At 35.0% G+C, this 26206-nt stretch carries 29 protein-coding genes; 11 read left to right on the top strand and 18 right to left on the bottom strand.

Translation table 11 applies throughout. From position 1 onward, the window contains the following. The first annotated feature begins 92 nt into the window (after positions 1 to 92). Positions 93 to 1313, top strand: coding sequence for an FtsX-like permease family protein (locus tag LUA90_RS02760; protein WP_231490042.1), 1221 nt, complete (start codon positions 93 to 95; stop codon positions 1311 to 1313). 169 nt (positions 1314 to 1482) lie between these two features. Here LUA90_RS02760 and LUA90_RS02755 read toward each other — a convergent pair whose 3' ends face one another. Beyond that, positions 1483 to 2283 carry a tRNA pseudouridine(38-40) synthase TruA gene (locus tag LUA90_RS02755; protein ID WP_231490041.1) on the bottom strand — a complete coding sequence of 267 codons (801 nt, stop codon included), beginning with the start codon at positions 2281 to 2283 and terminating at the stop codon, positions 1483 to 1485. A gap of 80 nt (positions 2284 to 2363) precedes the next feature. Between LUA90_RS02755 and LUA90_RS02750 the strand changes: the two genes are divergently transcribed. After that, positions 2364 to 2735, top strand: coding sequence for a YchJ family protein (locus LUA90_RS02750; RefSeq protein ID WP_231490039.1), 372 nt, complete (start codon positions 2364 to 2366; stop codon positions 2733 to 2735). Positions 2736 to 2962: 227 nt separating this feature from the next. Here LUA90_RS02750 and LUA90_RS02745 read toward each other — a convergent pair whose 3' ends face one another. The 5 genes from LUA90_RS02745 to mnmD form a co-directional block, all read right to left on the bottom strand. Next, positions 2963 to 3367: a hypothetical protein gene (locus LUA90_RS02745; protein ID WP_231490037.1), complete on the bottom strand. Its 405-nt coding sequence runs from the start codon at positions 3365 to 3367 to the stop codon at positions 2963 to 2965. 1 nt (position 3368) lies between these two features. Then, on the bottom strand, positions 3369 to 4175 hold the full coding sequence (gene mazG, locus LUA90_RS02740; RefSeq protein ID WP_231490036.1) for a nucleoside triphosphate pyrophosphohydrolase: 807 nt from the start codon (positions 4173 to 4175) through the stop codon (positions 3369 to 3371). Between the two features lie 164 nt (positions 4176 to 4339). After that, entirely contained in the window at positions 4340 to 5503 is a 1164-nt protein-coding gene (locus LUA90_RS02735) for an AI-2E family transporter (RefSeq protein ID WP_231463105.1), read from the bottom strand. 27 nt (positions 5504 to 5530) lie between these two features. Continuing rightward, the gene (locus LUA90_RS02730) at positions 5531 to 6478 is read right to left on the bottom strand and encodes an aldo/keto reductase (protein ID WP_231490035.1); all 948 of its coding nucleotides are present in this window, start codon (positions 6476 to 6478) and stop codon (positions 5531 to 5533) included. 270 nt (positions 6479 to 6748) lie between these two features. Next, a complete protein-coding gene (mnmD, locus tag LUA90_RS02725; protein WP_231490033.1) occupies positions 6749 to 7411 on the bottom strand; it encodes a tRNA (5-methylaminomethyl-2-thiouridine)(34)-methyltransferase MnmD in 663 nt (220 codons plus the stop codon). Between the two features lie 195 nt (positions 7412 to 7606). On the opposite strand from mnmD, the gene LUA90_RS02720 reads away from it, so the two are divergent. Then, positions 7607 to 7945, top strand: coding sequence for an MmcQ/YjbR family DNA-binding protein (locus LUA90_RS02720; RefSeq protein WP_231490031.1), 339 nt, complete (start codon positions 7607 to 7609; stop codon positions 7943 to 7945). 138 nt (positions 7946 to 8083) lie between these two features. Here the strand turns inward: LUA90_RS02720 and LUA90_RS02715 are convergent, their stop codons facing one another. Further along, entirely contained in the window at positions 8084 to 8854 is a 771-nt protein-coding gene (locus LUA90_RS02715) for a DUF2625 family protein (protein WP_231490029.1), read from the bottom strand. Positions 8855 to 9023: 169 nt separating this feature from the next. Further along, positions 9024 to 11060, bottom strand: coding sequence for a M13 family metallopeptidase (locus LUA90_RS02710; protein WP_231490027.1), 2037 nt, complete (start codon positions 11058 to 11060; stop codon positions 9024 to 9026). A gap of 596 nt (positions 11061 to 11656) precedes the next feature. On the opposite strand from LUA90_RS02710, the gene LUA90_RS02705 reads away from it, so the two are divergent. From LUA90_RS02705 to LUA90_RS02685, 5 genes are all read left to right on the top strand, one after another. Further along, positions 11657 to 13636, top strand: coding sequence for a heavy metal translocating P-type ATPase (locus LUA90_RS02705; protein ID WP_370635289.1), 1980 nt, complete (start codon positions 11657 to 11659; stop codon positions 13634 to 13636). A 102-nt stretch (positions 13637 to 13738) separates the two neighbouring features. Beyond that, positions 13739 to 15085, top strand: a complete 1347-nt coding sequence (locus LUA90_RS02700) for a DEAD/DEAH box helicase (RefSeq protein WP_231465487.1) — start codon at positions 13739 to 13741, stop codon at positions 15083 to 15085. Between the two features lie 3 nt (positions 15086 to 15088). Next, the gene (locus LUA90_RS02695; RefSeq protein ID WP_231490025.1) at positions 15089 to 15361 is read left to right on the top strand and encodes a hypothetical protein; all 273 of its coding nucleotides are present in this window, start codon (positions 15089 to 15091) and stop codon (positions 15359 to 15361) included. 100 nt (positions 15362 to 15461) lie between these two features. Further along, the gene (gene gldC, locus LUA90_RS02690; RefSeq protein WP_056871223.1) at positions 15462 to 15797 is read left to right on the top strand and encodes a gliding motility protein GldC; all 336 of its coding nucleotides are present in this window, start codon (positions 15462 to 15464) and stop codon (positions 15795 to 15797) included. A 154-nt stretch (positions 15798 to 15951) separates the two neighbouring features. Continuing rightward, positions 15952 to 16365: a hypothetical protein gene (locus LUA90_RS02685; protein ID WP_231490023.1), complete on the top strand. Its 414-nt coding sequence runs from the start codon at positions 15952 to 15954 to the stop codon at positions 16363 to 16365. On the opposite strand, the gene LUA90_RS02680 is transcribed toward LUA90_RS02685, so the two are convergent. The 10 genes from LUA90_RS02680 to LUA90_RS02635 form a co-directional block, all read right to left on the bottom strand. Next, positions 16355 to 16858 (bottom strand): lipocalin family protein, encoded by a 504-nt coding sequence (locus LUA90_RS02680; protein WP_231490021.1) that lies wholly within the window; start codon positions 16856 to 16858, stop codon positions 16355 to 16357. The two genes, LUA90_RS02685 and LUA90_RS02680, sit on opposite strands and share 11 nt — an antisense overlap. A 51-nt stretch (positions 16859 to 16909) precedes the next feature. Further along, on the bottom strand, positions 16910 to 17968 hold the full coding sequence (locus tag LUA90_RS02675) for a hypothetical protein (RefSeq protein ID WP_231490020.1): 1059 nt from the start codon (positions 17966 to 17968) through the stop codon (positions 16910 to 16912). Then, the gene (locus tag LUA90_RS02670; protein ID WP_231490019.1) at positions 17961 to 19616 is read right to left on the bottom strand and encodes an FAD/NAD(P)-binding protein; all 1656 of its coding nucleotides are present in this window, start codon (positions 19614 to 19616) and stop codon (positions 17961 to 17963) included. The genes LUA90_RS02675 and LUA90_RS02670 overlap by 8 nt, the downstream gene beginning before the upstream one ends. Then, positions 19594 to 21105 carry a polyamine aminopropyltransferase gene (locus tag LUA90_RS02665; RefSeq protein WP_231465499.1) on the bottom strand — a complete coding sequence of 504 codons (1512 nt, stop codon included), beginning with the start codon at positions 21103 to 21105 and terminating at the stop codon, positions 19594 to 19596. The genes LUA90_RS02670 and LUA90_RS02665 overlap by 23 nt, the downstream gene beginning before the upstream one ends. Positions 21106 to 21107: 2 nt before the next feature. Continuing rightward, the gene (locus LUA90_RS02660; RefSeq protein WP_231465501.1) at positions 21108 to 21332 is read right to left on the bottom strand and encodes a DUF350 domain-containing protein; all 225 of its coding nucleotides are present in this window, start codon (positions 21330 to 21332) and stop codon (positions 21108 to 21110) included. 6 nt (positions 21333 to 21338) lie between these two features. After that, a complete protein-coding gene (locus LUA90_RS02655) occupies positions 21339 to 21512 on the bottom strand; it encodes a hypothetical protein (RefSeq protein ID WP_231465503.1) in 174 nt (57 codons plus the stop codon). Next, positions 21513 to 22826, bottom strand: a complete 1314-nt coding sequence (locus tag LUA90_RS02650; RefSeq protein WP_231490017.1) for a DUF4178 domain-containing protein — start codon at positions 22824 to 22826, stop codon at positions 21513 to 21515. After that, a complete protein-coding gene (locus tag LUA90_RS02645) occupies positions 22826 to 23179 on the bottom strand; it encodes an S-adenosylmethionine decarboxylase family protein (protein ID WP_231490015.1) in 354 nt (117 codons plus the stop codon). The genes LUA90_RS02650 and LUA90_RS02645 overlap by 1 nt, the downstream gene beginning before the upstream one ends. Before the next feature lie 77 nt (positions 23180 to 23256). Then, positions 23257 to 23646 carry a hypothetical protein gene (locus LUA90_RS02640; protein WP_231490014.1) on the bottom strand — a complete coding sequence of 130 codons (390 nt, stop codon included), beginning with the start codon at positions 23644 to 23646 and terminating at the stop codon, positions 23257 to 23259. 6 nt (positions 23647 to 23652) lie between these two features. Next, positions 23653 to 24132, bottom strand: coding sequence for a methylated-DNA--[protein]-cysteine S-methyltransferase (locus LUA90_RS02635; RefSeq protein ID WP_231490012.1), 480 nt, complete (start codon positions 24130 to 24132; stop codon positions 23653 to 23655). Positions 24133 to 24410: 278 nt separating this feature from the next. Between LUA90_RS02635 and LUA90_RS02630 the strand changes: the two genes are divergently transcribed. The 3 genes from LUA90_RS02630 (at position 24411) to LUA90_RS02620 (ending at position 26083) form a co-directional block, all read left to right on the top strand. Further along, positions 24411 to 25076 carry a heme exporter protein CcmB gene (locus tag LUA90_RS02630; RefSeq protein WP_231465513.1) on the top strand — a complete coding sequence of 222 codons (666 nt, stop codon included), beginning with the start codon at positions 24411 to 24413 and terminating at the stop codon, positions 25074 to 25076. A 71-nt stretch (positions 25077 to 25147) separates the two neighbouring features. Next, a complete protein-coding gene (ccsA, locus tag LUA90_RS02625) occupies positions 25148 to 25810 on the top strand; it encodes a cytochrome c biogenesis protein CcsA (protein WP_231490010.1) in 663 nt (220 codons plus the stop codon). A gap of 66 nt (positions 25811 to 25876) precedes the next feature. Next, positions 25877 to 26083: a CcmD family protein gene (locus LUA90_RS02620; protein ID WP_231490008.1), complete on the top strand. Its 207-nt coding sequence runs from the start codon at positions 25877 to 25879 to the stop codon at positions 26081 to 26083. The last annotated feature ends 123 nt before the right edge of the window (positions 26084 to 26206 follow it).

Raw genomic sequence — 26206 nt, 5'->3', positions numbered from 1 at the left:
GTTAGATACTCATTTCAAACTGGTAATTTATCTTCAAAAATGCCATTTTTAAATAGTAATTAAGCATTTTTGTAGCATCAAATTTATCAAAATTGAATTTCGAATATTTCATAGCCGGTCGCATTTCTTTAAAATCAGAACGTACTTTTTCTAAGCTCATCGTACGTATTGCCATTGCAGGTGTAATGCTGAGTTTGGCCGTTATGATACTTTCTATCGCAATAATTAAAGGTTTTAAAACAGAAATTCAAGATAAGGTTAGAGGTTTTTTGGGCGATGTGCAAATTACCCGTTACGATTTAAACAATTCATTCGAGCATTCGCCTTTCACCCTTGATGCAGAAACTCAGAAAATGCTCAAGAACAATAAAAATATCGAGTATTTTTATCCATTTGCAACCAAACCGGCAATTTTATCTGCTAATGAAGAAATTGAAGGCATTAATTTTAAAGGCGTAGATAAAAATTACAATTGGACCTATATAAAACAACACATAATAAGTGGTAGAGTGATTGATTTTGCCGATTCTACGGCGGCCATGCAAGAATTATTGGTGTCGAATTACACTGCTAAACGCTTAAAGCTAAAAACTGGCGACGATTTTATCATGTATTTTGTTCAAAATCAGCTTCGCCCACGAAAATTTAAAATTGTTGGTGTTTACGATATTGGAGTAGAAGACATTGATAAGGGCTTTGTACTCGGTAATTTAAACATTGTAAAACGCTTAAATAATTGGAAAGCTAACGAAATTGGCGGTGTAGAAATCAGAACTAAAGATTTTTCAAAGTTAAAGCCCGTTGCAGATGAAATTTTTGAGCAACTCCCTCAAAATTTACGTTCATTTTCTATCAAAGAAAACTTTCCAAATATTTTTACCTGGCTCGGTTTGCTTGATGTAAATACGAATGTATTGCTGATTTTAATGCTAATTGTAGGCGTAATAAACATGATAACCGCTTTGCTTATCATGATTTTAGAGCGCACAAATATGATTGGAATGCTAAAATCATTCGGCGCAAGCAACTGGAGCATTATGAAAATATTTTTATACAATGCCGCTTACCTTATCGGAATTGGCTTGCTTTTAGGCAATATTTTAGGTTTGGGCTTAGGGTTTTTTCAGCAGGCTACGCATATTTTCAAGTTAGATCAGGCCAATTATTTCCTCGCTTATGCGCCAATAGAATTTCATTTTATTGATGTTTTAGCACTGAACGTAATCACCGTTGTGGTTTGTTTAACCGTATTAATTATCCCTTCGTTGCTAATCAGTAAAGTTTCGCCACTAAAAGCCATCAGGTTTAAATAGATTTTTGTAAGGCAGGGTGTGGTTCGTTTCGGTTACGATGATCCTGCTTTTCGCTATATCTTTTTGGGCTTCAAAATGGTAGTGTAATCAAGGTTTCTGCAACCAAAAAGGATACCGCTGCAATCAGGCTTAGAAGGCAAAAACACTGCAAAAACTCGAAAACCCAGGCCTAAACAGAAATCCACTTTGTGCCTTCTAAGGCCGAAAGAAATTCGGTACGTGGTGCTAAATTTAAATAAGGGTAAGTTACTTTAGATAGATATAAACCCGTTGGGTGAGCAGGTTCTAAAAGTTTTGGCATTTCTAGCGTTGCTAAATGATGCTCAAATTCAGAAACTGTTAATTCCCCTTTGCCAATTTTCAAAATTTTACCCATTAAAATCCGAATCATTTTGCCCAGAAATCTGTTGCTGGCAATGTGAAAGCGGATTCTGTCGCCACGCTCATTAACAAAAATGTCTGCATCCATTACATTGCAAATGGTGTGTTCGTATTTATCTGGGTGTGTACAAAACGGCCTGTAGTCTTTGTATTTTGGTAAAAGTTTTGCAGCGGCTTTCATTTGCACTAAATCTAACTTGGGCAATAAATAAAAGGAACTTTGCTGACTAAGAAAAGGATCTTTATAGGTATGAAGGAAATAATCATATTTTCTTTGAACAGCATCAAAACGGGCGTGAGGCAGCCCTTCCATCTGTATAATATCGAAAACCGCAATGTTGTAGGGCAGTATTTTGTTCATCCTAAACAATAAATCAAAATCAAAACCGATTGCAATATCTGCATGGAAAAAAAACTGGCTCGCATGTACGTGTGCATCCGTTCTTCCACAACCAATAATTGGTATGGTAACTTTAAAAATCTGTTCAAGCGAATGTTCTAAAACTTCCTGAACGCTTTTAACTTTTGGTTGTTTTTGCCAGCCGCTAAAATACTGACCGTTGTATGCAATGTGAAAAAAATACCTCATTATTCATTGCAATTTTACGGAAATTTTAGCTCCAAAATTATTAAATCCTACTTTTGTGTTTCAAAACTAATTTATATCGAATGAATTGTTATTGTGCAAGCGGACTTGAATATGCAAATTGTTGTCAGCCTTATCATTTAAATAAATCTAACGCACCAACAGCCGAAGCTTTAATGCGTTCGAGGTATTCGGCATTTGTTTTGGCCAATGGAAACTACCTTTTTGAAACCACTCATCCTAGCAAACGCAAAGGAAATTCAGCAGATTCTTATACAAAAAGTGCTAAAAATACGAAGTGGTTAAAATTGGAAATTGTTGCAGCCGAGTTTGATAAGGTTGAGTTTAAAGCGTTTTATTTGAACCATAATTTCCAAACCGAAGTTCTGCACGAAAAATCAAACTTTAAATTGGAAGATGGTAAATGGTATTATGTAGATGGCGTTTTTTATTAGGCTGTCGTAATCGCGAGACAAGAAGCAATCTTTTTGACTTGCCTGAATTTTGTCAGAGATTGCTTCGTGCCTCGCAATGACGGCTTCTTCTATTTTTAGGTATTAGGTAGAAGGAAAGTTTATTAGGCTGTCGTGATTACGAGGCACGAAGCAATCTTATTGACTTGCATTAATTTTGTCAGAGATTGCTTCGTGCCTCGCAATGACGGATTCTTCTTTGCTTGATTTTATAAATCAATATCCAAAGTAATTTCTATGGAGCCTGAATCGGTTTTGTAAACATCCAATGAAACTAAATCCAAAGCATCAATCTCTATATTTTGAGCTTTAGCAAAAGTTATAAATTTTTCTCTTATTGCAATCAAAAGTTGTGTTCTGGTAAATCCAATTGGCGATATTAAGGAAAAAGTTTCGGGGTTTTCAAATGGATAATCAATGGAAATGCTAACCTCTTTTTCTGCAATCACAAGCTCATCAGCATCAACTAAATTCAAAATCTCTTCATTCGCCCGGGCAATATTTATCCAGGGTATAATGCCATCATCTGTAACGGTTTTAGTTGCCCTAACATTAAAAGTGATGATATTTATTAAGTTATTTGCTTGTTGGCTATCTTCGTTTTCAGTAATCATACTACAGTTTTTTCGCTTCGTTCCAATAAATATCCATTTCTGCAAGCGTCATGTCGGCCAAGGCTTTACCGTTTTCTTTTGCTTTGTTTTCTAAATATTGAAAACGTTTGATAAACTTTCTATTGGTTTTTTCTAAGGCGTTTTCTGGATTAATGTTTATGAAACGGGCATAGTTGATTAACGAGAAAAGTACATCGCCAAATTCAGATTCAGCTTTTTCTACATCAATAGCCGTATTGTCGGCAACATTAAACTCATTTTTGAATTCTTGTAATTCTTCTTCTACCTTTTCCCAAACCTGGCTTTTATCTTCCCAATCAAAACCCACACCGCGGGCTTTTTCCTGAATGCGGGCAGCTTTTACCAAAGCCGGTAGCGAAGCCGGAACGCCCGCTAAAACAGATTTATTTCCTTCTTTTAGCTTAATTTGTTCCCAGTTTCGCTTAACGTCTTCTTCGTTCTCAACTTCAACATCGCCGTATATGTGAGGATGGCGATTTACTAATTTATCGCAAACACCATTCAGTACATCAACTATGTTAAAATCATTCGTTTCTGAAGCAATTCTTGAATAGAAAACCAGATGCATCATCACATCGCCAAGTTCCTTCTTAATTTCGTCTAAATTACCATCCAAAATGGCATCACTTAACTCGTAAGTTTCTTCGATTGTTAAATGGCGCAAGGTTTCCATGGTTTGTTTTTTATCCCACGGACATTGCGTTCTCAAAGTATCTAAAACGGTAAGTAAACGATCAAAAGCATCAGCAGGGTTATGTGCAGCGGCAGGAATTGGATTGTTGGGCATGGTATTTATTTTATGCTGCTAAATTACCAATACCATTTGATTAAGAAAAATTGAATGCTTTGAAATAAACTATATGGAAGGTAGAAATTAGCAAGGCTTTTGGTAAGCACATTACACATCATCAATTCCTTTTAGCAAAAGCCTTTATTGTAAAAAGATTTGAATTAATCCTTTTCCTGAAGTTGAATTTTCTTTGTTAATCGGTATACCCGCTTCTTCTTTTCAGGTTTGTGTTCTTCGCCCATTAACAAGCCCCACGGTTTCAAAGTATCAACTCTATCAAATATTATTTTTAGTATTGCTAAGTAAGGAATGCATAAAAACATGCCCGAAATGCCCCAAACCATTTCGCCAACAATTATACCTAAAAAGGCTATCAGAGCATTAATTTTAACTTTTGAACCTACAACCAATGGCATCAATATGTTTCCATCTATAGCGTGCACCCCAACAAAGGCAATTAAAACTAGCAAAACTTTACCTGCACCAGCGGTAGCAAAGGTAATTAAACAGCTTATCAGCAATGCAAAGAAAATACCCAGATAAGGAACCACGTTGAAAATGCCGGCAACCAAACCTAAAAGGACAGCGTATTTGACGCCTAATAAACTTAACACCGCCATCATTAAAACAGTAACAATCAGCATTTGTAAAAATAAGCCAATGATATATTTTTTGATTATGTATTGAATTTGCGATACAATTTCACCTACTTTTTCTTTGTGTTCCTCTTTAAAAACGGAAGTTAGAAAAGTGAAAAGTATGCGCCTGTAGTTTAAAATAAAGAAAGTAAATAATAATGTAAAACCTAAGAATAATAGGGTAGAAGACAATGTTGCTAATGTTGTTGCAACGATGGTAGCACTTGTAGCAAGCGCCTTTTCGGTACTATCGTTTAAATAAGCTAACTGTTTTTGAGTATTTACATTAAAGGTTTTCGAAATCCATTGCTGTAATTCGTTAAATGAAACACCGGCCTTTTGTTTTAAAAGCGGCCAATCCTGCCATAAATCGCTTAGCTGATTTCCGAAAAAATAAACTATACCACCAATGATAACCACCATCACAATTACAGATAGAATGGTAGAAAAACTCCTTTTTAATTTTAGTTTATGCTCTAAAGTATTCGCCAAAGGCAATAATAAAATCGCCATCAAGAAAGAAAAAAGTAAGGGAGCAAGTAGCGAATGCCCTAAAATAGCAATGTACGTTAAACTGATTAAACAGAACAGCACGAGTGCTAATTTGGGTAGAAAAGAGAGTTTATCTTTCATCGTAATATTAAAATCCAGAATAATACAAAAAATCCCGATAAATGTTTTGTTCATCGGGATTTTAAATATATAATTAATCTTTTAATATATGCTCGCTTTATCTAATAGAGAAATGTCATCAGCTGATAATTTCAAATTGGCTGCCTCTGTAAAGGATTTTAGTTGAGTTAAATCCGTTACACTTGCAATTGGTGCGGTAACTGATGGGCGATTAATTAACCAGGCTAAAGCTACCGATGCTTGTTCAACATGATGTTGACCTGCTACTTTATCAAGTGCGTCTAAAATTCTGTAACCACGCTCGTTTAAGAACTTCTTTATGCCACCGCCACGCTGGCTTTTATTTAAATCATCTTCGCTGCGGTATTTTCCGGTTAAAAATCCGCTAGCTAAAGAATAATAGGTTACAACTCCTAAACCTGCATCTAAACAAATTTTTTCGTGTTCCTGCTCAAATTCGGCTCTGTCGAATAAATTATAACCAGGCTGATAAACTTCGTAGCGAGGAAGGTTATTATTGGCAGAATAAACCAAAGATTCTTGCAGCCTTTCTGCAGAAAAATTTGATGCGCCAATCCATCGGATTTTTCCCGCCTTGATTAATGTTTCATAAGCGCTCAAGGTTTCATCAACCGGCGTTTGTTCATCATCAAAGTGAGAGAAATATAAATCTATATAATCAGTTTGCAGGCGAGAAAGAGAATGCTCAACCTGGTTAATGATGTAATCTTTTTTTAACGATTTGCCATTACCCATATCTGAGCCAACTTTAGTGGCAATAATTACATCGTGCCTTTTATTTTGTTTTTTTAGCCAGTTTCCAATAATTGTTTCCGATTCTCCACCTTTATTTCCTGGCTTCCAACGAGAATAAACATCGGCAGTATCGATAAAATTGAAGCCGCTTTCTATAAATTGATTTAAAATCTCAAAAGATTTTTGTTCATCAACTGTCCAGCCAAAAACGTTTCCTCCAAATACAATGGGTGCAATATTTAAATCTGTTTTTCCTAAAATTCGTTTCTCCATGATGTGAAATGTTATAAAAGGTCAACAATTTAAAAATGGAGTGGTTTTCCCTGGTAGTCGTAATTTTGTCAGATTTAATATTGTTTTGAAAAGCAATTGACCAATTCCTATTAAAGTTAGTCCCGTGTTTCGCTATATCTTTTAACTGCATTTCGCTGCGCTCAATTTTGTTAAAAGTATGCCGCTTTACCCGGGTTTAGTTACTAAAGATTTTGCAACTATTAAAGTTTTCCTGCAATACGTCCATCATCCATCTTAAACCAAAACATTCTACATTTTCAATGCTCTAAGCATTTCCCTTTTGCCGGGTGCCCCAGGTAATTTCTCAATGGTGAAATTACAGGCTTTAACAGCACGCTTAAGTTTTCCGGTAATTGCATAAGTAACAAAAGTACCTCCAGGTTTTAAAAGGTTGCAGGTTTGCGCTATAATTTCGTCACTCCACATTTCGGGTTGATGTTGCACAGAAAAAGCATCATAATAAACTAAATCGAAAGTTTGCTCAGTTTTAAATTCTGCTAATGTGGTATGCGGAATTTGAAGCTGGCAAAGCGGAGATAGGGCCTTAATTCCTTTCAAGCTATCTTCATAGTTTGTTATAAAACTATTCCAGGTATCAGCAGAAACATAAGCGGAATAACCGGTTTGGTTAAGCACTTCGATTGTTAAGGGAAAGGCCTCTAAACTGGTATAATTTAACTTTATGTTGTTTTGTATGCAATATTCTAAGCTTAAAATAAAATTAAGTCCGGTTCCAAAACCCACTTCAAAAATCGAAATTTCTGATTTTCCTGATGACGCAAACTTTAAACCAGCATCAATAAAAACATGTTTGCTTTCTTGCAATGCGCCATGCTTGCTGTGGTAATGCTCTTCAATGGTTTCGTTGTATAAGGTATTTGAACCATCAGCAGTTTGGGTAATAATATTCATTAGCAGGATTAAAGGATTAGAAGATTTTCAGGATTAAAATGATTATCGGATTTAAAGATTCTTGAGTAGAATTGTTAATTTCGTATCTAACGCAAACATAGTGAAATTTGCATTTGTTTTCCCTAAACCCTAAACCCTAAACCCTAAACCCTAAACCCTAAACCCTAAACCCTAAACCCTAAACCCTAAACCTAAATGGACATAGAATCATTCAGAGAATATTGTTTAAATCTGCCCGGTACAACCGAAGGCATGAAATGGGATCATTTATGCTTTATGATTGAGGAGAAAATTTATGTTATTGCAGATATTGATCAGGGCAGTCGCTTCTCTATAAAATGCAATCCGGATGAATTTGATGCATTAACAGCCAGAGATGGCATTGCCCAAGCTTATCATTTAGCCAAACGCCAATGGATTCAAATAGAAAATATGGATGTATTGAACGACAAAGAACTTAAAGCTAGAGTTGCTGAATCACGAGCATTGGTACTTGCAAAGCTGCCTAAAAAAATACAAGCCAAATACGCATAAGAATATGCGAAAGCACTAGTTTTATAATCTGAATTAGACAACAAAATCATCATTGCAAGGCACGAAGCAATCTATTTGTGATGTGTCTTATCAAAAAAGATTGCTTCGTGCCTCGCAATAACGGCTTTAATCAAAACCTTATTGCTTTGATGTATCTCTCTTGATGCCTTTATCAGCATTAAGCTCCTTCGATTTCATAATGTTGAAACGGTACATTTCTTCTATTCCAACCAATTTTCTCGAGCTTTTTTCGATATCCGTTCCGGCTTCCCATAAATAAGGTCTGAAACTGTAGGTTTTTGTATCTTCTAAGTTGCCAATAAACTGATCCCATGTACTCCAGCGTAATCCCTTATAAAATTTAGAAAGATCGCTATCGAAGCAAAAAATTAAAAACTCGCCATAACCAGCACCTAATGGCTGCCAGGTTAAAGTATTTGGCTCCAGGTAATACATGTTTTTTACATCTTTACCTAAACCCCCATAATTTATCGCGAAAAAACCACCTATGGCATCATCTGCTACTAAAAGATAAGGAATATCATCGCCATATTCTTTAATCGTTTTGCCTTTGTTCCACTCTGCAATATTTCTTGTTATACGGTCGCTACCCGAACCTAAAATTCTAATCCATCCATTATCAATCAAAATACCACCCGTATTGTAAATAACAGAGCCAAGCGTAGCATAGGTAGTCATCTGGGCGTTGTATAAAACTTTATTGGCCTTTGCCGTATCAACAGGTAAAACGGTTACTTTATTTTTAGCAGAATCTATCCATTTTTGAACCAAAGGCCAGGCCGGATCTGTTTTGTTAATCAATTTATCAAGGCTAATCAGTTTGTTTTGAGCAGAAGCTGATGTGCAAACTATTAATAATGCTAATACTAATTTTAAGATATTTTTCATGTAGGCGAATCGTATTTTCAAAGATAGAATGATAATTAAGAAAACGAGTGCTTGTTGTGTAGAATAAAAAAAACGCCCCGATTACTCGAGACGTTCTTAGGTTTGATATTCCTCTCAGGGATGAATATCGTTCAAATATTATTTAAATATAGAAGTTTTCAATTTATGATTACCACATTCTAATTCTATCCTCTGGTTTTTTGTATAATTTATCGCCAGGTTTAACATCAAAAGCAGTGTACCATGCATCCATATTTACCGGTGCACCAATTGTACGGTACGGGCCAGGTGAATGTGGGTCGGTTTTAATTAACTGTGCTGCGCTTTCTGGTAAAATATTACCTCTCCACACTTGTGCCCATGCTAAAAAGAAACGTTGGTCTGGCGTAAAACCATCAATCTTTTCATTACTCTGGCCTTGTTTAGTCATTTTGAAGGCTGTGTATGCTGCATTTAAACCGCCTAAATCGCCAATGTTTTCACCCATTGTTAATTTTCCAATTACATGAACGGTATCTAAAACCGTGTAAGCATCAAATTGCTCACCCAATGCTTTTGTTTTTTCTTCAAACTTTTTACGGTCTTCTGCGGTCCACCAGTTTTTTAAATTACCTTTTGCATCATATTGGCTTCCGCTATCATCAAAACCATGACTCATTTCGTGACCGATAACAGCACCGATACCACCATAATTCAAAGCATCATCTGCATTTGGATCAAAAAATGGAAATTGTAAAATTCCCGCAGGGAAAGTAATAGAATTCATTGTTGGGCTGTATGAAGCATTTACAGTAGGCGGCGTCATACCGAAACGAGTACGATCTACCGGTTTACCTAATCTGCCTACATTCTCATTATATCCCCAAACACTTGCGTTACGCAAATTTTGGAAATATGTTGCTTTGTTAATATTTAAGCCTGTGTAGGTTTCCCATTTAGTGGTGTAACCAACTTTAGGTTCAAAAGCAGCAAGTTTTTCTAATGCTTTAGTTTTGGTTTCAGCACTCATCCACTCTAAGCCTTTAATTCTGATTTCGAATGCTTTGCGTAAATTAACAATCATGGCATCCATGCGGGCTTTAGCTTCCGGTTTGAAATATTTTGCAACATAAAGCTGACCTAATAATTCGCCAATTGTGCCATCTGTTAAAGACGACATGCGTTGCCAGCGTGGTGTTTGTACTTTTTGTCCGGTTTGTGCTTGCGTAAAGGCAAAACTTGCTTTAACAAATGGAGAACTTAAACTTCCGGCAGAACTTTTCAAAACGTTCCATTCCAAATAGGTTTTCCAATCTGCAACTGAAATCGATTTCAACATAGCATCCACACTCGCCATAAATTTCGGCGATGACACTAAAACAGTATCCTGCCCTTTGATGTTAAATTTTGGTAAATATGTTGCCCAGTTAATACCCGGAGTTTGTTTGCCTAAATCTGTTACAGTAAGTTTATTGTAAGTTGCATAAGGGTCACGCATTTCTAAACGGCTCATTTGCGCTTCTGCAAACTGCTTTTCGATTTTAAAAACCGTTGCTGCCTTTTGTTTAGCTACTTCAGGGCTGCTACCTGTTAAACTAAATAAGGTAGTCATGTAAGTATCATAAGCATCGCGAATTTTTACACTACGCGTATCATCTTTCAAATAATAATCACGGTCTGGCAAAGTTGTACCACCTTGGCCAATGTTAACCATGTATTTATTTACGTTTTTACGATCCTGGCCAACACCAATGCTAAACATAGAACCACCAATTCCATTTACACGCATGTAAGCAGCCTGGTCTAAAACACCCTGAATATCTTTAATCTGCTTTATTTTTTCTAAATCGGCCTTAATTGGAGTATAACCTAATTTTTCGATGGTTACTGTATCCATTGCAGCGGCAAAGAAATCGCCTACACGGCGTTTTACTGAGCCGGCAGGAGCAGATTTATCAGCCGCTGCTTCTTCTACCAGCGATTTTACGGCATTGATGTTAAAGTCTCGAAGTTCGTTAAAAGAGCCCCAACGAGTTTCTTTGGCCGGTACAGGATTGTTTTTTATCCAGGTACCGCTTGCGTATTGATAAAAATCATCGCCCGGTTTAACCGATAAATCCATGTTTGCAGGATCGATGTATTTTTTTGGAGCTTGTGCATTTGCAGAAAAGCCAGCCGCAACTATGCCAAGTGCAGCAAAATATCTTTTCAAATTTTGGTATTTCATTCGCTTAAATAAGTTAGTTATTTGTGCGAAATTTATGAAATACAAATTAATACTGAAGCAATATATTAGAAATATTACTTGTAAAACCAGTAGTAAATTTTTGTTAAACCAAGCCGTCTTAAGAATTCACTTGGCGAGAAATGGAACTTTAGAGATTTCATCTTTTTTAATTCTTAATACACTATTAACATTTTTTAACATTATTTATTGTGTGCTACCCAATTTTTTTATTATCAAGAATGATTAAAGATAATTTCATTTTCCATAAAATTAGTCTTTTTAGTTATACGATATATGAAAATGATTGTTGGGTTTTTCATTTGTTCTGCAGTCCCGCCATTCGCTTCAATCTTTGGCTTTTAAAACTTACGAAGTTAGATGAGCATTTTTTGATAGGAAACTTCGTAAGTTTTGCCAAAGTATTTCCGCTTCTGTCAGGTTTATTTTACTTTTGATAGTACTACGATTAGCGCCACCTAAACCCGACAAAGTGGAAAACCCGGAAGCCAATTTTTCTTTGGCTGAGGATTTGTAACGGTGGCGGGATGAAAGAAACCGAAATGCACCTAAAATTGCTTTTCAAAAAAATAATCTAAATGAGTCATTCCCACGATAAAGAAGAAAGTTGCTGCAGCAGCAAAGCGCATGAACATACTCATGAGCACACACATAGCCAAGAAGATAGCGATGAACATGACCATGACCACGGTGACGACCCTTCATCATTTAAAACCTATTTACCGGCAATAGTAACTTTGGCTATGCTGCTTATTGGTATTGCTTTCGATAACGTTTTTAAAATTGAAGCTTTCAATAAAATTCGTCCTTATTGGTACATTTTAGCTTATTTGCCGGTTGGCGTACCCGTATTAAAAGAAGTTTGGGAAACTTTCAAAGCCAAAGAGTTTTTTACAGAATTTTCTTTAATGTCTATCGCTACAATCGGGGCTTTTGCAATTGGCGAATACCCTGAAGGTGTTACTGTAATGCTTTTTTACACCATTGGCGAGCTTTTTCAATTAGCTGCGGTTAATCGTGCTAAAAGAAATATCTCAGCTTTGCTAGATGTAAGGGCTGATGTTGCACACGTTTTGCGAAATGGTAAATACGAAGATGTTGAGCCTGAAAAAGTTGAAATTGGCGACATTATACAAATAAAAGCTGGAGAAAAAACGCCTTTGGATGGTGAACTGTTATCTGAAAAAAGCAGTTTTAATACCGCTGCTTTAACCGGAGAAAGTAAACCCAAAACCATCAATAAAGGCGACAATGTATTAGCAGGAATGCTAAACATAGATGCTGTAATCGAAATTAAAGTTACAAAGGCATTTGCAGATAGTGCTTTATCCAGGATTTTAGAAATGGTTCAAAATGCTACAACACGCAAAGCAAAAACCGAATTATTTATCAGAAAATTTGCCAAAATTTATACACCAATCGTATTCTTTTTAGCTTTAGCATTGGTAACCATACCCATATTAGTTTTGGGTAACGAATATCATTTCCAAACCTGGTTGTATCGCTCATTAGTATTTTTGGTAATTTCTTGTCCTTGCGCATTGGTTATTTCCATCCCTTTGGGTTATTTCGGCGGAATTGGAGCAGCATCATCTAACGGAATACTTTTTAAAGGCTCTAACTTTTTGGATCTCATTACCAAGCTTAATACCGTTGTAATGGATAAAACGGGTACGCTTACAAAAGGTGTTTTTAAAGTTCAAAAGATTGAAACCAATATCGATGAACAGGAATTTTTAAAATATCTGGTATCAGTAGAAGCAAAATCTACCCATCCGATAGCGAAAGCAATTGTAGCGTACGCTGGAAATATAGATTTTCATCAGGCAGAAAATATAAAAGAAGTTGCTGGTATGGGTTTGCAAGGAACGGTGAACGGCAATGAAGTATTGGCTGGAAATACTAAACTGCTCGATAAATTTAATATTTCTTACGATGTAGCCATCAGAAACATTGAGGAAAGTATTGTAGTTGTGGCGGTTGATGGAGAATATGCTGGTTATGCTTTAATTGCCGATGAAATTAAAGAAGATTCGGCTGATGCCGTTAAAAATCTTCACGCAAATGGCATTAAGCAAGTGGTTATGCTTAGTGGTGATAAAACATCAATTGTTAAAAAAGTTGCCGGTGTTTTAGGCATTGATTCATTTTATGGCGATTTATTGCCTGAAGATAAGGTGCGCAAACTTGAGGAAATTAAGCAGGATAAATTAAAGGTAGTTGCATTTGTAGGTGATGGTATAAATGATACACCTGTTTTGGCGATTAGCGACATTGGTATCGCTATGGGTGCAATGGGTAGCGATGCCGCAATTGAAACTGCTGATGTTGTGATTCAGACCGACCAGCCTTCGAAAATTGTAACTGCAATTAAAATAGGTAAAGCGACAAAAAGTGTTGTAATTCAAAATATCGTTTTGGCATTTGCGGTTAAGGCTTTGGTTTTAATTTTAGGAGCAGGTGGTTTAGCAACCATGTGGGAAGCGGTTTTTGCGGATGTTGGTGTGGCTTTATTGGCAATTCTAAATGCGGTGAGGATTCAAAAAATGAAATTTTAATTTCATAGTCAGGTCTGTTTAGCAATTAAAAAGGCATTCTGATACTTTACCATTTACCTCACACCTTCAAACCCTCAACCTTAATGACTATCTTTGCAGGCTATGGCGAAATCGTTCGAAGAATTTAAGTTAAACAGGCAAATTTTAAATGCAGTTGCCGATGCAGGTTATACCGTTGCCACTCCGATACAGGAAAAAGCAATCGCCCCGGTTTTATCCGGACAAGATATTTTTGGTATCGCTGAAACCGGAACAGGAAAAACGGCCGCCTTTGTGCTGCCAATTTTAATGCAGTTAAAATATGCACAAGGTGAAAATCCGAGGGCTTTAATTTTATCGCCAACCAGAGAATTAGCCATGCAAATTGCAGAGCAGGTAAAACTATTCTCTACTTATACTGATTTGCGTTCATTGGTAATCTTCGGCGGCATTGGTCCTAAAACTCAAAAAGAACAGATTGCAAAAGGTGTAGATATTTTAATTGCCACACCCGGAAGATTTTTAGATTTATATTTAGCCGGCGATATCAATACACAAAGTCTTAAATTTTTAGTGCTTGATGAGGCTGATAAAATGATGGATATGGGTTTTATTGGATCTATTCACAGAATTTTAGAAATTGTTCCGCGTAAACGCCAAAATTTATTGTTTTCAGCTACCATGAGCGAGTTGGTGCAAAAAATTGCTGGCGATTTTTTAAATAATCCATTGGTAATAGAAACTTCAACGCAAGCTACGCCAGCTGCAAATGTTACTCAAACGCTTTATTACGTACCAAATTTCAAGACAAAAATTAACCTTTTACAACATTTACTAAAAAACGATGAAGCTTTTACTCGCCTAATCATTTTTTGTAAAACGAAATCTGTAGCCGATAATATTTTTAGTTTTATTGAGCGTAGGTATGGTGCGGAAAACGTTCGGGTAATACATGCCAACAAAGGCCAAAACACCAGGATTAATTCCATCAATAGCTTTAAAGAAGGTAATATTCGTGTGCTTGTTGCTACAGATGTTGCGAGTAGGGGAATTGATGTGAGCGATGTTAGCCATGTGATTAACTTTGATGTGCCAATTATCATCGAGGATTACGTTCACCGGATTGGACGTACCGGAAGGGCTTTTGCCAAAGGCGATGCCATTACTTTTGCCACCGATGCCGAGAAATATTATATCCGTAAAATTGAAAAATTAATTCGCCAATATATTCCGGTAACCGAAATTCCGGAAGGCGTATATATAGATGAAACGCCTTACGAAGAGCGTCAGCACATAGCCCGTGAAATTGACATGCAAAAACGTAAGGATGACCCTGATTTTAAAGGTGCTTTCCATGAGAAGAAGAACGCAAAAGTAATAGAACAACGAGCCAGAGATAAGGCAAAGGCAAAAGCCGGAAAAGAAATTAAAAGTTTTAAGAAAGGTAAACGTTTCGATAAGAAAAAGTAAGTGATGAAACTTAGAATTACGCCTTTAAACATTATTAGTGCAATTAGTTTTGGCTTGGTGCTTATAAATATTTTAGGTTCTAAAAATAATGCACCGAGGCAAATTGATATGAGTGGATTTTATTTACTCATTCTGGGCTGCCTTATTTTGGTCACTTTTATTACTGATTTGGTTTTTCGTTTTACGCTAAAAGATTTAAAAAAAATCTGGATTGTAGAATCCATCTTTATCGTAATTACCGTAATCTTGATGGTAATATTACAAAAGGTGATGTAAGCGAATGATTAAGTCTTTAGATAAAACCGCATCTTTGCAATCGTAAAAATAAACCGATAAAACCGGTTTATCCTCTTATCGGTTTAATCAATTTAAGAAAATGAAAACAGCAGAAATAAAATTAACAGTTGAGTTAGATGAAGGTAACAACCCGGATAACATTCTTTGGGAAAGTACAGATTCTGGAAATGCAGATAAGGTGCCAGCCAAGGCGATGTTTTTATCAGTTTGGGACCATAACTACAAAAATACTTTAAAAATAGACCTGTGGACTAAAGATATGCCGGTTGATGAGATGAAACGTTTCTTCTATGAAACTTTGCAAACTATGGGCGATAGCTTTTTAAAGGCTACAAATGAAACATTAATTGTTGAAGATTTACGCGATTACTGTGCTCATTTCGCTGAGAAAATGGGTATTGTAGAAGGGCAGTAGGTAAGGATTTTCGATTTGAGTATTGAGTATTGAGATTTGAGTATTGAGATTTGAGGTTTGAGAATTGAGAATTGAGGTTTACGAAAATACCAATCAGGTTAGTCAATTTTTACTTATCCCAGCCAATCAAAAAACTAAAACTAAAATAACTAATATGTTAATTTTAAATAAATTCAGGGCGTATTTGGGCATTTTATTATGTGTAATAGCAAGCTTTTGCCCTATGTTAAAAGTGCCGATAAAAGGGAATTGGAACTTATATCAATCTGATGCTCGTTTATTTATTATCACTTACGCTATCCTTGCGGTTGCAATACTTATCCTTTTTATCAGAAAAGCTGGTGCATTTAGGTTCATAAGTTTTGTTATGGCAATTTGGTATGTTTTAGCTGTTGTTGCAGTTTATTTTACAGCAAACAACTACACCAAATACGGTTTTGCCAATAAATTAATTGGCAAAGTAGTTCATTTCCAATGGGGATGGATTGTTTTTTTAGTTGGCGTTATATTTTTGCTTTTCAGTACTAAACGCGGTGAAAAATTAACAGAACAAACGCCTAAACCTTAAATTGCGAAGTAAGTTTACTTACATCATATCCTTTAGCCTTACAGCGGGCAACTATATCATCATGAGTTTTTTTCGGCATTGTTTGATTACGGCTCATGATGAATAGAAATTTATGTTCCGGATGGCCTACTACAACATACGAATAATCATCAGCAAGCTCAATAATCCAATAATCTATCTTTATTGGCCATATAAATTGAGCTTGTAATTCACCATTATTTCCTTCTTCTGATGGAAACATTTTTGAGCTTCTTGAATAAACCTTTTCATCGTTAGGTTTTTTGTATGTGGTTAAAACATTATAAAATCCATCATTATTTAGTGTGTATTTGGTTGTGGTTTCCCTGCTTCCTTTGTCAAAAATTGTCGGTATAGAATATAAGGAATACCAGGTTCCTGCATATTTTTTTAAATCTAACTTATTAACCGGTAAGTTTTTATCAGCAGAAATAAAGCTAAAAAGAACTATAAGTGTGGTGCAAATCGTTTTCATAACATCAGGAGGTTTGATGTTACCTACGCAATTTTTTAATATATAGTTTCTTTAAAATTTGCTTTTCTGTTTCCAGATAAAGCCATCGAGCACATAATGTGTGGCTTGCGGTAGTGCCAATAGCGGTATAAGTAATGCTAAAAGTTCATTGCTATAAACTCTTGGCAGGCCTGTAAATGGCTTAAATACTGATTGATGTTCTTTCCAGATTAAACCATCCCATAGTCCTTCTTCCAAATAGGCAAATAAAATTAATATTGCTAAAAAGTAGACAATTCCATATTTGCCAAAACATAAATTTAATAATCTGCTTCTAGATAAAGTGTAGTCTATTTTCTTCTTTTCAAAGAACCAAATCAAGGCCATGTAAGGTATGCCATGAGAAATTACATTTAAGGTTGTAAAAGCCATATCGCCATTAAAATAAACGATACCAAAGTACCAGGAGAGAAATGTACCAGCAACCAAAAGGTTTTTTGGGATATTTATCCATTTCAATTTTATGATTAGATAGATTTCTTTAAGGCAGTAAATGGCAATAATTATAAGGTAAGTAGCATTTGCGTATTTAATAATAACATTGTTTTCAAAAGAAAAGAAATCTCCTTCAACAAACCAATTAAAATTTCGGGCAGGCGTAAAATGCCAGTAAATTAATGGATAAAGGGTTGCAGTATATATCGCAATTTTATCAATCGTTTTTATTACCGATGGAAGTTTTTCTTCTCTGCTATACAACCTCATAAAACCATATTGCTGCCTCACAAAATGATAAACGGCTAAATAGGCCAATATTCGCCAAAACCAGAGGGCATCAAAATGATAGATCATAACACCGGTTACGTAACATGTAATCGGGATAATTATGAGTAATGAACTTTGTTTGTTAAAGGTGTTTGGGTTGAAGTAGGTGCGGTACAGCGTACTATAAACATGCGCTACATCAATAAAAACAATTAATATAACCCAATAAGCTACAGGAATGCCAGAAGCATTTTGAAATTGCGATGGAAATAATAAAACCAACAGCAACGATAAAAAAGCAGGCGACAAGATGAAAATAATATCTGTTGCTTTACTATTTAACCAAGGTTGATTTCGATTATCCATTATTGTTTAAGATTTGTTTTGCAGCATTTATACCTTGATGGAAAGCTTCTTCGAATATCGAAATTCCACTTAAATCACTATGTGCAAAGAAAATTTTATTTTCAATTGGTTTTCTTGCTTTTTCTAAGTTATCACTCCAGATAAAGTTTTGAGTTGGTGCAATCATTCCATGCCCCCAAATCCAGATATCAATATTTTCAATTGCTAGGCTTAGGTTCGGATGCATCATTTCTAACTCCGGAATAATAATATCAAGCCATTGGCTGTAATCTCTGGAATATGCCGCTAATCTGGCTATGGAAGGTTCAAAATCGCATAAAGGCAAGTAGTAAGTCAGGATTTTTTTATCTTCAGAAATTTTTAAATGTTGTTGTGCCGAGTTTACATAACCTACTGATGGTGTATTAAAGGCAACATTATCCCAACATAATGTTATACCTTTTGAATCAGGTAGCTGGTTTATAGTAATATTTGCCACCAACCATGGAGCATAGCTGAAGTTTTTGTAATTTATTTCACGGTCAAAATTTTTAAGCAAATGATTATTTACAAATTGAGGTGAACATAAGATAACCTTTTCTGCTAATATGGATTCTGTAGAATTTTTTGATAAATTAAAAATAGTGGCGCTCAAACTTCCATCTGCCATTTTTTTAATTTCGTAGCACATGTTCGATGTTTTAATGTGTTCTTTTAGGCCAGTCGCCAGTTGCTTCATAATCCAGCCATTACCTTCAGGCCAAGTCAAGATTGCATTTTGCTCTGCGTTCGCAGCTCCACCTCTTCGTGATGCAAAATAGTGTAATCCTGCCCATGCAGATATCTTATCCATTTTTTGACCGTAATCATCTTTACAGGCATAATTTAAATACCAAAGCAAATATTTAGAGTCATAACCATTTGTGTGTAAATAACTTTCAAAAGATATTTTATCTAATTTTCTGTATTCCAAATCATTAGACGATGAATGTACCGGAATGTTAAATACAAACTTTCCATCGTTCCCTTTGGTGTTTTTAAGTTTTTCTACATCATTTAAAAATCTTCTAATTTGTTTTTTATCGGCTTGTGGTACACCGAAATCCGGAATCAAACCTTCTTGCCATTCACCGTTAATCAACAATCGTTCTTCCGGATCGAAGGTTAGGTAATAATCGTTGTAATATGGCAAATCGTTCTCGAAATGCGTTATCACATTAATTTCTTTTAAAAAATCTATTAATAATTCATCATCGTTATTAGCAATAGTAATATAGTGCGCACCTAAAGGGTAAGAAGATACTTTATTGCTACTATAATGGGAGTTTCCACCAATATGATTTTCAAGCTCAATAATTTCAAAATCTAATTCTCCACTATTTTTCAGCCATCTTCCTGCTGATAGGCCTGATATTCCGCTTCCAATAATTAAGATTTTTACCTTTCTGGTTTTACTTGCCAGTGGAATTTTAATTTTATCGCGTAAAGCATGACCAGCTTTTGCATTCGGACCAAATAAATTACCCTTAATATTGTAATTGTTTGATTTTAATTTTTTGTAGCAGCTATTTAAAAATATGCCGCCTGTAATTAAGCCAATTCTTAATAAAAATGAACGACGTTTTAAGTAGGCTGTAAAATCATCTTTATAAAACGTTTGCCCACTCATCTTCGAAGTATTTAACTAAAATTTGGTTGTTTAATTTATTCACATCAGTTTCAACTTTGCTCATATCTTTTGGAAAGAAAAGCATCAGGTCTAAACTTTCTTTCGAAATAAATTTTAAACCAGGTAAATACTGCTGTGGTTTTTTATAAACATTCTCTGGCTCGGTTGCCATAATATAGCCCCACTCGCCAAAAGAGGGTACATAATTATGGTATGGGATAGTTTTAAATCCAACACTCTCTAAAGTTTTATTTACGGTCCAGAATGATTTTGGAGCAACATAAGGTGATGTAGACTGAACAACAATTAGTCCTTTTGGTGCTAAAATGCTTTTAACCAAGGTGTAAAAAACATTGGTGTACAATTTACCAACGGCATAATTAGATGGATCGGGAAAATCTATTACGATGAAATCAAATTTCTTCCGCTGTGCTTTAATCCAGCTAAATGCATCGGCATTAATTACTTTTACTTTAGGTGATAGAAGAGAATTTTTATTTAAACCTAAAAGGATTTTATTGGATTGAAAGAGCGTAGTCATGCCTTTATCCAAATCTACTAAGGTAACAGAATCAACATTAGGATATTTTAAAATTTCTCTAACAGCCAAACCATCGCCGCCACCCATTACTAAAACGTGCCTGGCAAATGGCAAAGCTTGTAAACCCGGATGAACTAAGGCTTCATGATAGCGATATTCATCATCAGAACTGAATTGTAGATTTCCATTTAAAAATAACCTTAATACTTTGTTTTTTTTGGTTAGGATAATTCTTTGATAAGGAGTACTTTTCGAATAAATTATCGTATCACTATAGGTTTGGCTCTCAGAAAAACTAGTGATGCGTTCTGCATAAACAAAACCGGCAAGTAACACAATTATGCTGATTAGTGATGCAGATTGTAAATATTTTGAAGCTTTAATTTCTTTTTTAAAGCTGACGCATACAATTAAAGCCACCAATACATTTAATATTCCAAACAGATAAGCTGTTTTTACTAAGCCCAAATGGGGTATTAATAAAAGAGGGAAAATTAGAGAGGCCAAAAGCGCTCCGATATAATCGAAGGTAAATACTTTCGAAACTAAATCTTTAAACTCATACCTATCTTTAAGAATACGCATGAGCAAAGGAATTTCTAAGCCTACTAAAATACCTGTTAAGCTCACAAAACCATACAGCACAATCCTAAAAGAAGCAATGCTTTCAAATACGAGAAATAGAATTGTGGCGCTAAAGCCTCCAACTAAACCAACTAATATTTCTATTTGGATAAACCACGATAAAATGTTTTTATCAAAATATTTAGAAATCCAGGAACCAATGCCCATCGAGAAAAGGTAAACGCCAATTATGGTAGAAAATTGGGTTACCGAATCGCCTAGTAAATAACTTGCTAAAGTTCCGGCAATTAGCTCATAAATAAGTCCGCAGGTAGCTACAACAAATACCGATATTAATAAAAGCGCTGGAAGTTTTTTGTTCATGTTTAACTATGTATAGCAGAGCTGATTATAATCGCGATAGCGATAATAAAAGCAGAAGCTACGATAGCTAAAGCTATATTTTGCTTCACTAAAATTTCTTTCCAAAGGTTTTCTGGCGTTATTTTTTCAATAACCCAAAATGCGATGAAAAGTACAGCAATACCTACAACAGAATATACAATCGAGGCAACAATGTATTTGATGTTAATTAATTCATTTATAGTCATAACTTTTTATTTATGGTAAAATCTATTTGCAGTTCCAACATGTGTTCTATTGCCATTAAATTCGGTGTTCTTTTCTACCTTATCTTCGTAGAAAGCAATGCCATTTAAGCCGCAATATGTGTAAATGCCAACAAAAATTAGCAATACAATCAGGTAATATTTTATCGGTTTTATATCCATTTAATCGCTAACAAAAGGTGAATAATCACTATTTTCCCATCGTTTCTTTTCAAAATTGCGCATTAGGTAATAACAAACTATTGGATAGATACATATAGCAAGCATGGTTAATAATGTATTTCGCCACATGCTTGAATTTGCCACCGCTCTTATGTAAATGCTGTTACTGGAATGATCTCCTGTAGATGGATAAATATTTAAATGATACTTTCCACTCGGGATATTTGAAACCATTATCTTTTCTTCTCTGGAACCTTCTGACCAGCTTTCACCATCCTCGTATCCATGGTAATATTCTATTCCCTTGCTAACCTCCCAGGTTCTGTTGTCACTTTCATTTACCAAAACAATTGTAGTTTCAAACCAGTTGTTATCTAGGTTTGCACTAATTTTAAATTCTATATTGGATGAGCCGTCATTAATTACAAATGATGGTGTGATAAATGATTTATAGGAATTTTCATCGCCTTTATCATTTTTTGATATTGCAAAATCACTATTAATTAGTTCCTTTTCAGATTTGAAAATATCGAGCACAAAATGTAAACCTAAAACTAACAATATTGCGATTATTGATATGTTTAGCGACGATATCCATCTATCGTAAGACAAAGATGGCTGATGAGCGCCAATTCCAATTTGAATTGGTAAAACAGTTCTTTCAAGGTTAAATGTTTCTGCAATAAAGTTTGCGTCTAAATACTCTCCAATGTAGTAATTTGGGTTTCTGCTATCATTATTAATTATTTCTTTAACAACCATCAGCGGCGGGGCTATAAATTCTGATGTTGCTACCTTTTCATTAATAATATCCCAATCAACCTCGCCCAACATCGCATTAATAATGGGTGTGTATTTATTAAATAATTTATAATCTACATCGTGGTAGCCAACGGTATCTCCGTAAGACATTGGTGCTTTAAAATCTGGAATAAATTTTTCGCCGCCAATCAAGCTCCAATGGCCGTTAAATTCTGCAATTGTAATGTAGCCTTTATCTAAACTTGTGAGCATATATTCCCGCCACTCGTAGTTTGTGCCCGCTTCTTGTTTTTCCAGGTAGGCAATTACCTTGAAATTCGTATCGCGAATGGTTGCAGTTGAGCCAATTTTTAAAAGAGGCGTAAGTTTGGGCTTCTTTAGTTGATCTTTTTTTATAGTTTCTTTATCTGCATTTAATTGCAAATAAGAAAAGCAAAAAGAGCAGACTACGTAGTTGCTTTTTGAAATATCATACAGCGTTATATTCTGCTTACAAGCCTGACAAACAGTTGCTTCTGATAATTTAAAAAATGGTTGCGTTAAGTTTTCCATTAACGAACAATTTCGGTTTTCTGAATTTCTTTACCTTCAAAAAAATTCAACACAGATTGATAAATAGATTTTACTTTTTCAGTATTATCTTTTTTGTAATTGGATAAGAAGATATCGAATGTTGCTAAATTAAACTCCGGCCAGGTATGTATAGAAAGGTGAGATTCTGTTAAGCAAATTACAGCTGTAAAACCACCGCCTGGAAAATCATGGTAAACTTCTCCAACTTTTTCCAAACCATTTTCTATGATCAACTGGTTGAAAAGAGTTTTGCACTCATCAAAAAAGGATAGTTTGTTAACTTCATCAGAAGAAAATTCTGATAAAATGTGTAGTCCTGGTTTATATGTCATTGAGCGTTTGGTATCACTCAAAATTATAAATTATTTTAAATTGTAAAAATTTTTAATCGTATTCTGCAGTATGTTATTTAATCTTTAATAAAATAATCATCGGCATCATTTCCCAAAGGGATGTAAATTCTTTCCCACACATCACCTTCAATTACTTCCCAGGTATGCCCGGCGCCTTTAGTGTCATTAGCAATTAAAACTACGCCAGGTTCGAGGATAAAAGTATCTCCGTTAGTTACCGTAAATTTCAGTTTTCCTTTTATGGTGATTACGAATTGTCGTCTTGGTGCGGGGTGAGGGATGTTTTCTAAGCTAGATACATCCGTTTTAGCAAAAAAATAATTTGCATTAATGTTTTGCTGTGCAGGAATTTTTCCAGTTTCAAAACTGCAGTCATCATTATTTATATTAATTAATCGAATGGCTTTTAAAAAAGTTGGAGTTTCGGCAAAATCTGTGGTCATCATTATTATTTAAAATTTAAGTTCTGTTTGTCCTCTTTGAGCAACCTCTCTTTCGTGTTGCAGTAACCATTGTTTTCGCCACAGACCGCCAGCATAACCAACTAATTTTCCATTGCTACCAATAACTCTGTGACAAGGAACCACAACGGCAATATCATTTTTACCATTTGCAGCCGCAATTGCTCTTATGGCTAATGGATGGTGTGCCGAAAATTTAGCATACGTTGTAGTTTCTCCGAATGGGATAGCTAATAAATTTTGCCAAACTTCTTGTTGAAAATCTGTGCCTTTCTGTTTCACAGGGAAGACGAAATCCTTTAAATCGCCATTAAAATAAGCTTGCAATTGTGAAGCAGCCTGTTTTGTAAGGTCGTTTTCTTGCAAGCCATCAATATCTTTTTCTGCAAATGTTACTGCAGTAACAAAATCATCTTCAACTAAGATGGTTATTTTGCCAATTGGCGATTCGATAGTTGATGCGTAGTTCATAAAAATATTTTTTGCCACGGAAACACGGAATTCACGGAACAAAAAGAACTAAATTTTTCATGGTCTGTGTTTCGATTGCTAATCTTTTTCGATTAACTTTTAAATATTGGTTTCTTAATTTTATCGCGGAAATACGGAGCTCATTGAATTGGTGGAAATAAATTTCAGTGTATTGTGTGTTTCCGTGGCAAATATACTGCGCTTAATCTTTAAACAATATTACAACAAACCTACAATTTCTACTGGCAATATTTCGCAATAAAAGTATCTTTGCGGTTATGCAACTGGCCAAAGAGGTTAAATATTTAATCCACAAGGAAGTACTTTTAGAGTGGCGTTCCAAATATACCATCAATGGAGTATTGCTATATGTAGTTTCTACAATTTTTACCTGTTATTTATCTTTTATTAGTTTGGGCGATAAACTGGCCTGGAATGCTTTGTTCTGGATAATTATACTTTTTGCATCAATTAACGGGGTTTCAAAAAGTTTTTTGCAAGAAACTAAAGGTCAGCAATTGTACAGCTACGTTTTAGCTAGTCCGGCTGCAGTTTTAATATCAAAAACCGTATACAACATTTTACTCATGTTGGTTTTAACTACCATTGCATTGGGTTTTTATACAATGGTTTTTGATTCTTTTACACCTCCAGATTTACTTTTGTACTATGTAGCTGCAATAATGGGAAGCATAAGTTTTTCAACGGTTTTTACTATGGTTTCGGCTATTGCGAGTAAAGCCGGAAATGGTGGAATGTTAATGGCAATTTTAAGCTTTCCAATTATTATCCCGGTACTTATTCTTTTAATAAAATTAGCCAAAAATGCTGTAGATGGGTTGCCCTGGGAAAATAGCTATGATGAAATTGGCATGTTGCTTTTGGTAAATGTACTTACAGTTGCTACTTCATTATTGTTATTTCCATACCTTTGGCGGGATTAAAAATGGACGGTATAAATGGATGATGGAAAGGAAAAAAAATACTTAATTCATTCATTCAAAATTAAATATATATGAATAAAACTTGGTGGAAAATTTTAGGTTCGGTTTTAGTAATTTACACTGCAATAGCAGGTTTGTTGTTGGGCGTACCTCGATTACCTATTTTAAATGAATCTATCAGAAATTTGTATTTCCACGTACCTATGTGGTTTGCCATGATTGTTTTATTCTCTATTTCGGTTTTTTACAGCATCAAATCACTAAGCTCAAAAAGCGAAATTGATGATTTAAAAGCCGTTGAAAGTGTAAACGCAGGCATTATCTTCGGCCTTTTAGGTTTAGTAACGGGTGCCATTTGGGCTAAATATACCTGGGGCCAATTCTGGAGTTTCGACCCTAAGCAGAATTTTGCAGCCATATCTGTTTTACTATATTTCGCTTATTTAATACTTCGCAATGCGATAGATGAAGAACAAAAAAGAGCCAAAATTTCGGCCATTTATAACATATTCGCGTTCCCGATGATGGTTGTTTTACTTTTCGTTTTGCCTCGATTAAAAGATTCTTTGCATCCAGGGAATGGCGGTAATCCGGGCTTTAATAGTTATGATTTAGATAGTAGAATGCGTATGGTTTTTTATCCGGCATGTTTAGGTTGGATATTAATTGGTTACTGGGTTTATACTATTCGTTTCAGGTTGCGGTTAATAGAAAATAAGCAACAACACAATTAGAAGCTGGAAAAAATCAACCTGCAAAACTTTTCAACATTAAACTTTTCAATACGAAATAAAATCACAATGAAAAAGATATTATTCTCCCTTATATTAATGTTAGCAACCATACAATTATTTGCTCAAAATAACGATATCGAAATGGCCGACACTTTGCGTAGCAATGGTAAAATCTATGTTGTTGTGGCTTGTATCGTAATAATTTTGCTTGGTTTATTAGCTTATCTATTTTCAATCGATAAAAGATTAAAAAAAATAGAAAAAGAAAACTAACCTAAAAACTAAGTTTAAAGGTTTTAAACCTATTTTTTGAACCAAAATTGATTGGTGTTTGCTATACACTAAGTATTTTTTCATTTGGATATATGCTGTTTTTTTAGGCAATTTTGCAGCATA

Source organism: Pedobacter sp. Leaf170, assembly GCF_920984665.1.
Classification (GTDB): domain Bacteria; phylum Bacteroidota; class Bacteroidia; order Sphingobacteriales; family Sphingobacteriaceae; genus Pedobacter.
This window is presented reverse-complemented; position numbering and strand designations above follow the sequence as displayed.

Coding starts and splice junctions, on each gene's coding strand:
- LUA90_RS02755 (WP_231490041.1), bottom strand. CDS start 2,283: ATGAGGTATTTTTTTCACATTGCATACAACGGTCAGTATTTTAGCGGC.
- LUA90_RS02750 (WP_231490039.1), top strand. CDS start 2,364: ATGAATTGTTATTGTGCAAGCGGACTTGAATATGCAAATTGTTGTCAG.
- LUA90_RS02745 (WP_231490037.1), bottom strand. CDS start 3,367: ATGATTACTGAAAACGAAGATAGCCAACAAGCAAATAACTTAATAAAT.
- mazG (WP_231490036.1), bottom strand. CDS start 4,175: ATGCCCAACAATCCAATTCCTGCCGCTGCACATAACCCTGCTGATGCT.
- LUA90_RS02735 (WP_231463105.1), bottom strand. CDS start 5,503: ATGAACAAAACATTTATCGGGATTTTTTGTATTATTCTGGATTTTAAT.
- LUA90_RS02730 (WP_231490035.1), bottom strand. CDS start 6,478: ATGGAGAAACGAATTTTAGGAAAAACAGATTTAAATATTGCACCCATT.
- mnmD (WP_231490033.1), bottom strand. CDS start 7,411: ATGAATATTATTACCCAAACTGCTGATGGTTCAAATACCTTATACAAC.
- LUA90_RS02720 (WP_231490031.1), top strand. CDS start 7,607: ATGGACATAGAATCATTCAGAGAATATTGTTTAAATCTGCCCGGTACA.
- LUA90_RS02715 (WP_231490029.1), bottom strand. CDS start 8,854: ATGAAAAATATCTTAAAATTAGTATTAGCATTATTAATAGTTTGCACA.
- LUA90_RS02710 (WP_231490027.1), bottom strand. CDS start 11,060: ATGAAATACCAAAATTTGAAAAGATATTTTGCTGCACTTGGCATAGTT.
- LUA90_RS02705 (WP_370635289.1), top strand. CDS start 11,657: ATGAGTCATTCCCACGATAAAGAAGAAAGTTGCTGCAGCAGCAAAGCG.
- LUA90_RS02700 (WP_231465487.1), top strand. CDS start 13,739: ATGGCGAAATCGTTCGAAGAATTTAAGTTAAACAGGCAAATTTTAAAT.
- LUA90_RS02695 (WP_231490025.1), top strand. CDS start 15,089: ATGAAACTTAGAATTACGCCTTTAAACATTATTAGTGCAATTAGTTTT.
- gldC (WP_056871223.1), top strand. CDS start 15,462: ATGAAAACAGCAGAAATAAAATTAACAGTTGAGTTAGATGAAGGTAAC.
- LUA90_RS02685 (WP_231490023.1), top strand. CDS start 15,952: ATGTTAATTTTAAATAAATTCAGGGCGTATTTGGGCATTTTATTATGT.
- LUA90_RS02680 (WP_231490021.1), bottom strand. CDS start 16,858: ATGAAAACGATTTGCACCACACTTATAGTTCTTTTTAGCTTTATTTCT.
- LUA90_RS02675 (WP_231490020.1), bottom strand. CDS start 17,968: ATGGATAATCGAAATCAACCTTGGTTAAATAGTAAAGCAACAGATATT.
- LUA90_RS02670 (WP_231490019.1), bottom strand. CDS start 19,616: ATGAGTGGGCAAACGTTTTATAAAGATGATTTTACAGCCTACTTAAAA.
- LUA90_RS02665 (WP_231465499.1), bottom strand. CDS start 21,105: ATGAACAAAAAACTTCCAGCGCTTTTATTAATATCGGTATTTGTTGTA.
- LUA90_RS02660 (WP_231465501.1), bottom strand. CDS start 21,332: ATGACTATAAATGAATTAATTAACATCAAATACATTGTTGCCTCGATT.
- LUA90_RS02655 (WP_231465503.1), bottom strand. CDS start 21,512: ATGGATATAAAACCGATAAAATATTACCTGATTGTATTGCTAATTTTT.
- LUA90_RS02650 (WP_231490017.1), bottom strand. CDS start 22,826: ATGGAAAACTTAACGCAACCATTTTTTAAATTATCAGAAGCAACTGTT.
- LUA90_RS02645 (WP_231490015.1), bottom strand. CDS start 23,179: ATGACATATAAACCAGGACTACACATTTTATCAGAATTTTCTTCTGAT.
- LUA90_RS02640 (WP_231490014.1), bottom strand. CDS start 23,646: ATGATGACCACAGATTTTGCCGAAACTCCAACTTTTTTAAAAGCCATT.
- LUA90_RS02635 (WP_231490012.1), bottom strand. CDS start 24,132: ATGAACTACGCATCAACTATCGAATCGCCAATTGGCAAAATAACCATC.
- LUA90_RS02630 (WP_231465513.1), top strand. CDS start 24,411: ATGCAACTGGCCAAAGAGGTTAAATATTTAATCCACAAGGAAGTACTT.
- ccsA (WP_231490010.1), top strand. CDS start 25,148: ATGAATAAAACTTGGTGGAAAATTTTAGGTTCGGTTTTAGTAATTTAC.
- LUA90_RS02620 (WP_231490008.1), top strand. CDS start 25,877: ATGAAAAAGATATTATTCTCCCTTATATTAATGTTAGCAACCATACAA.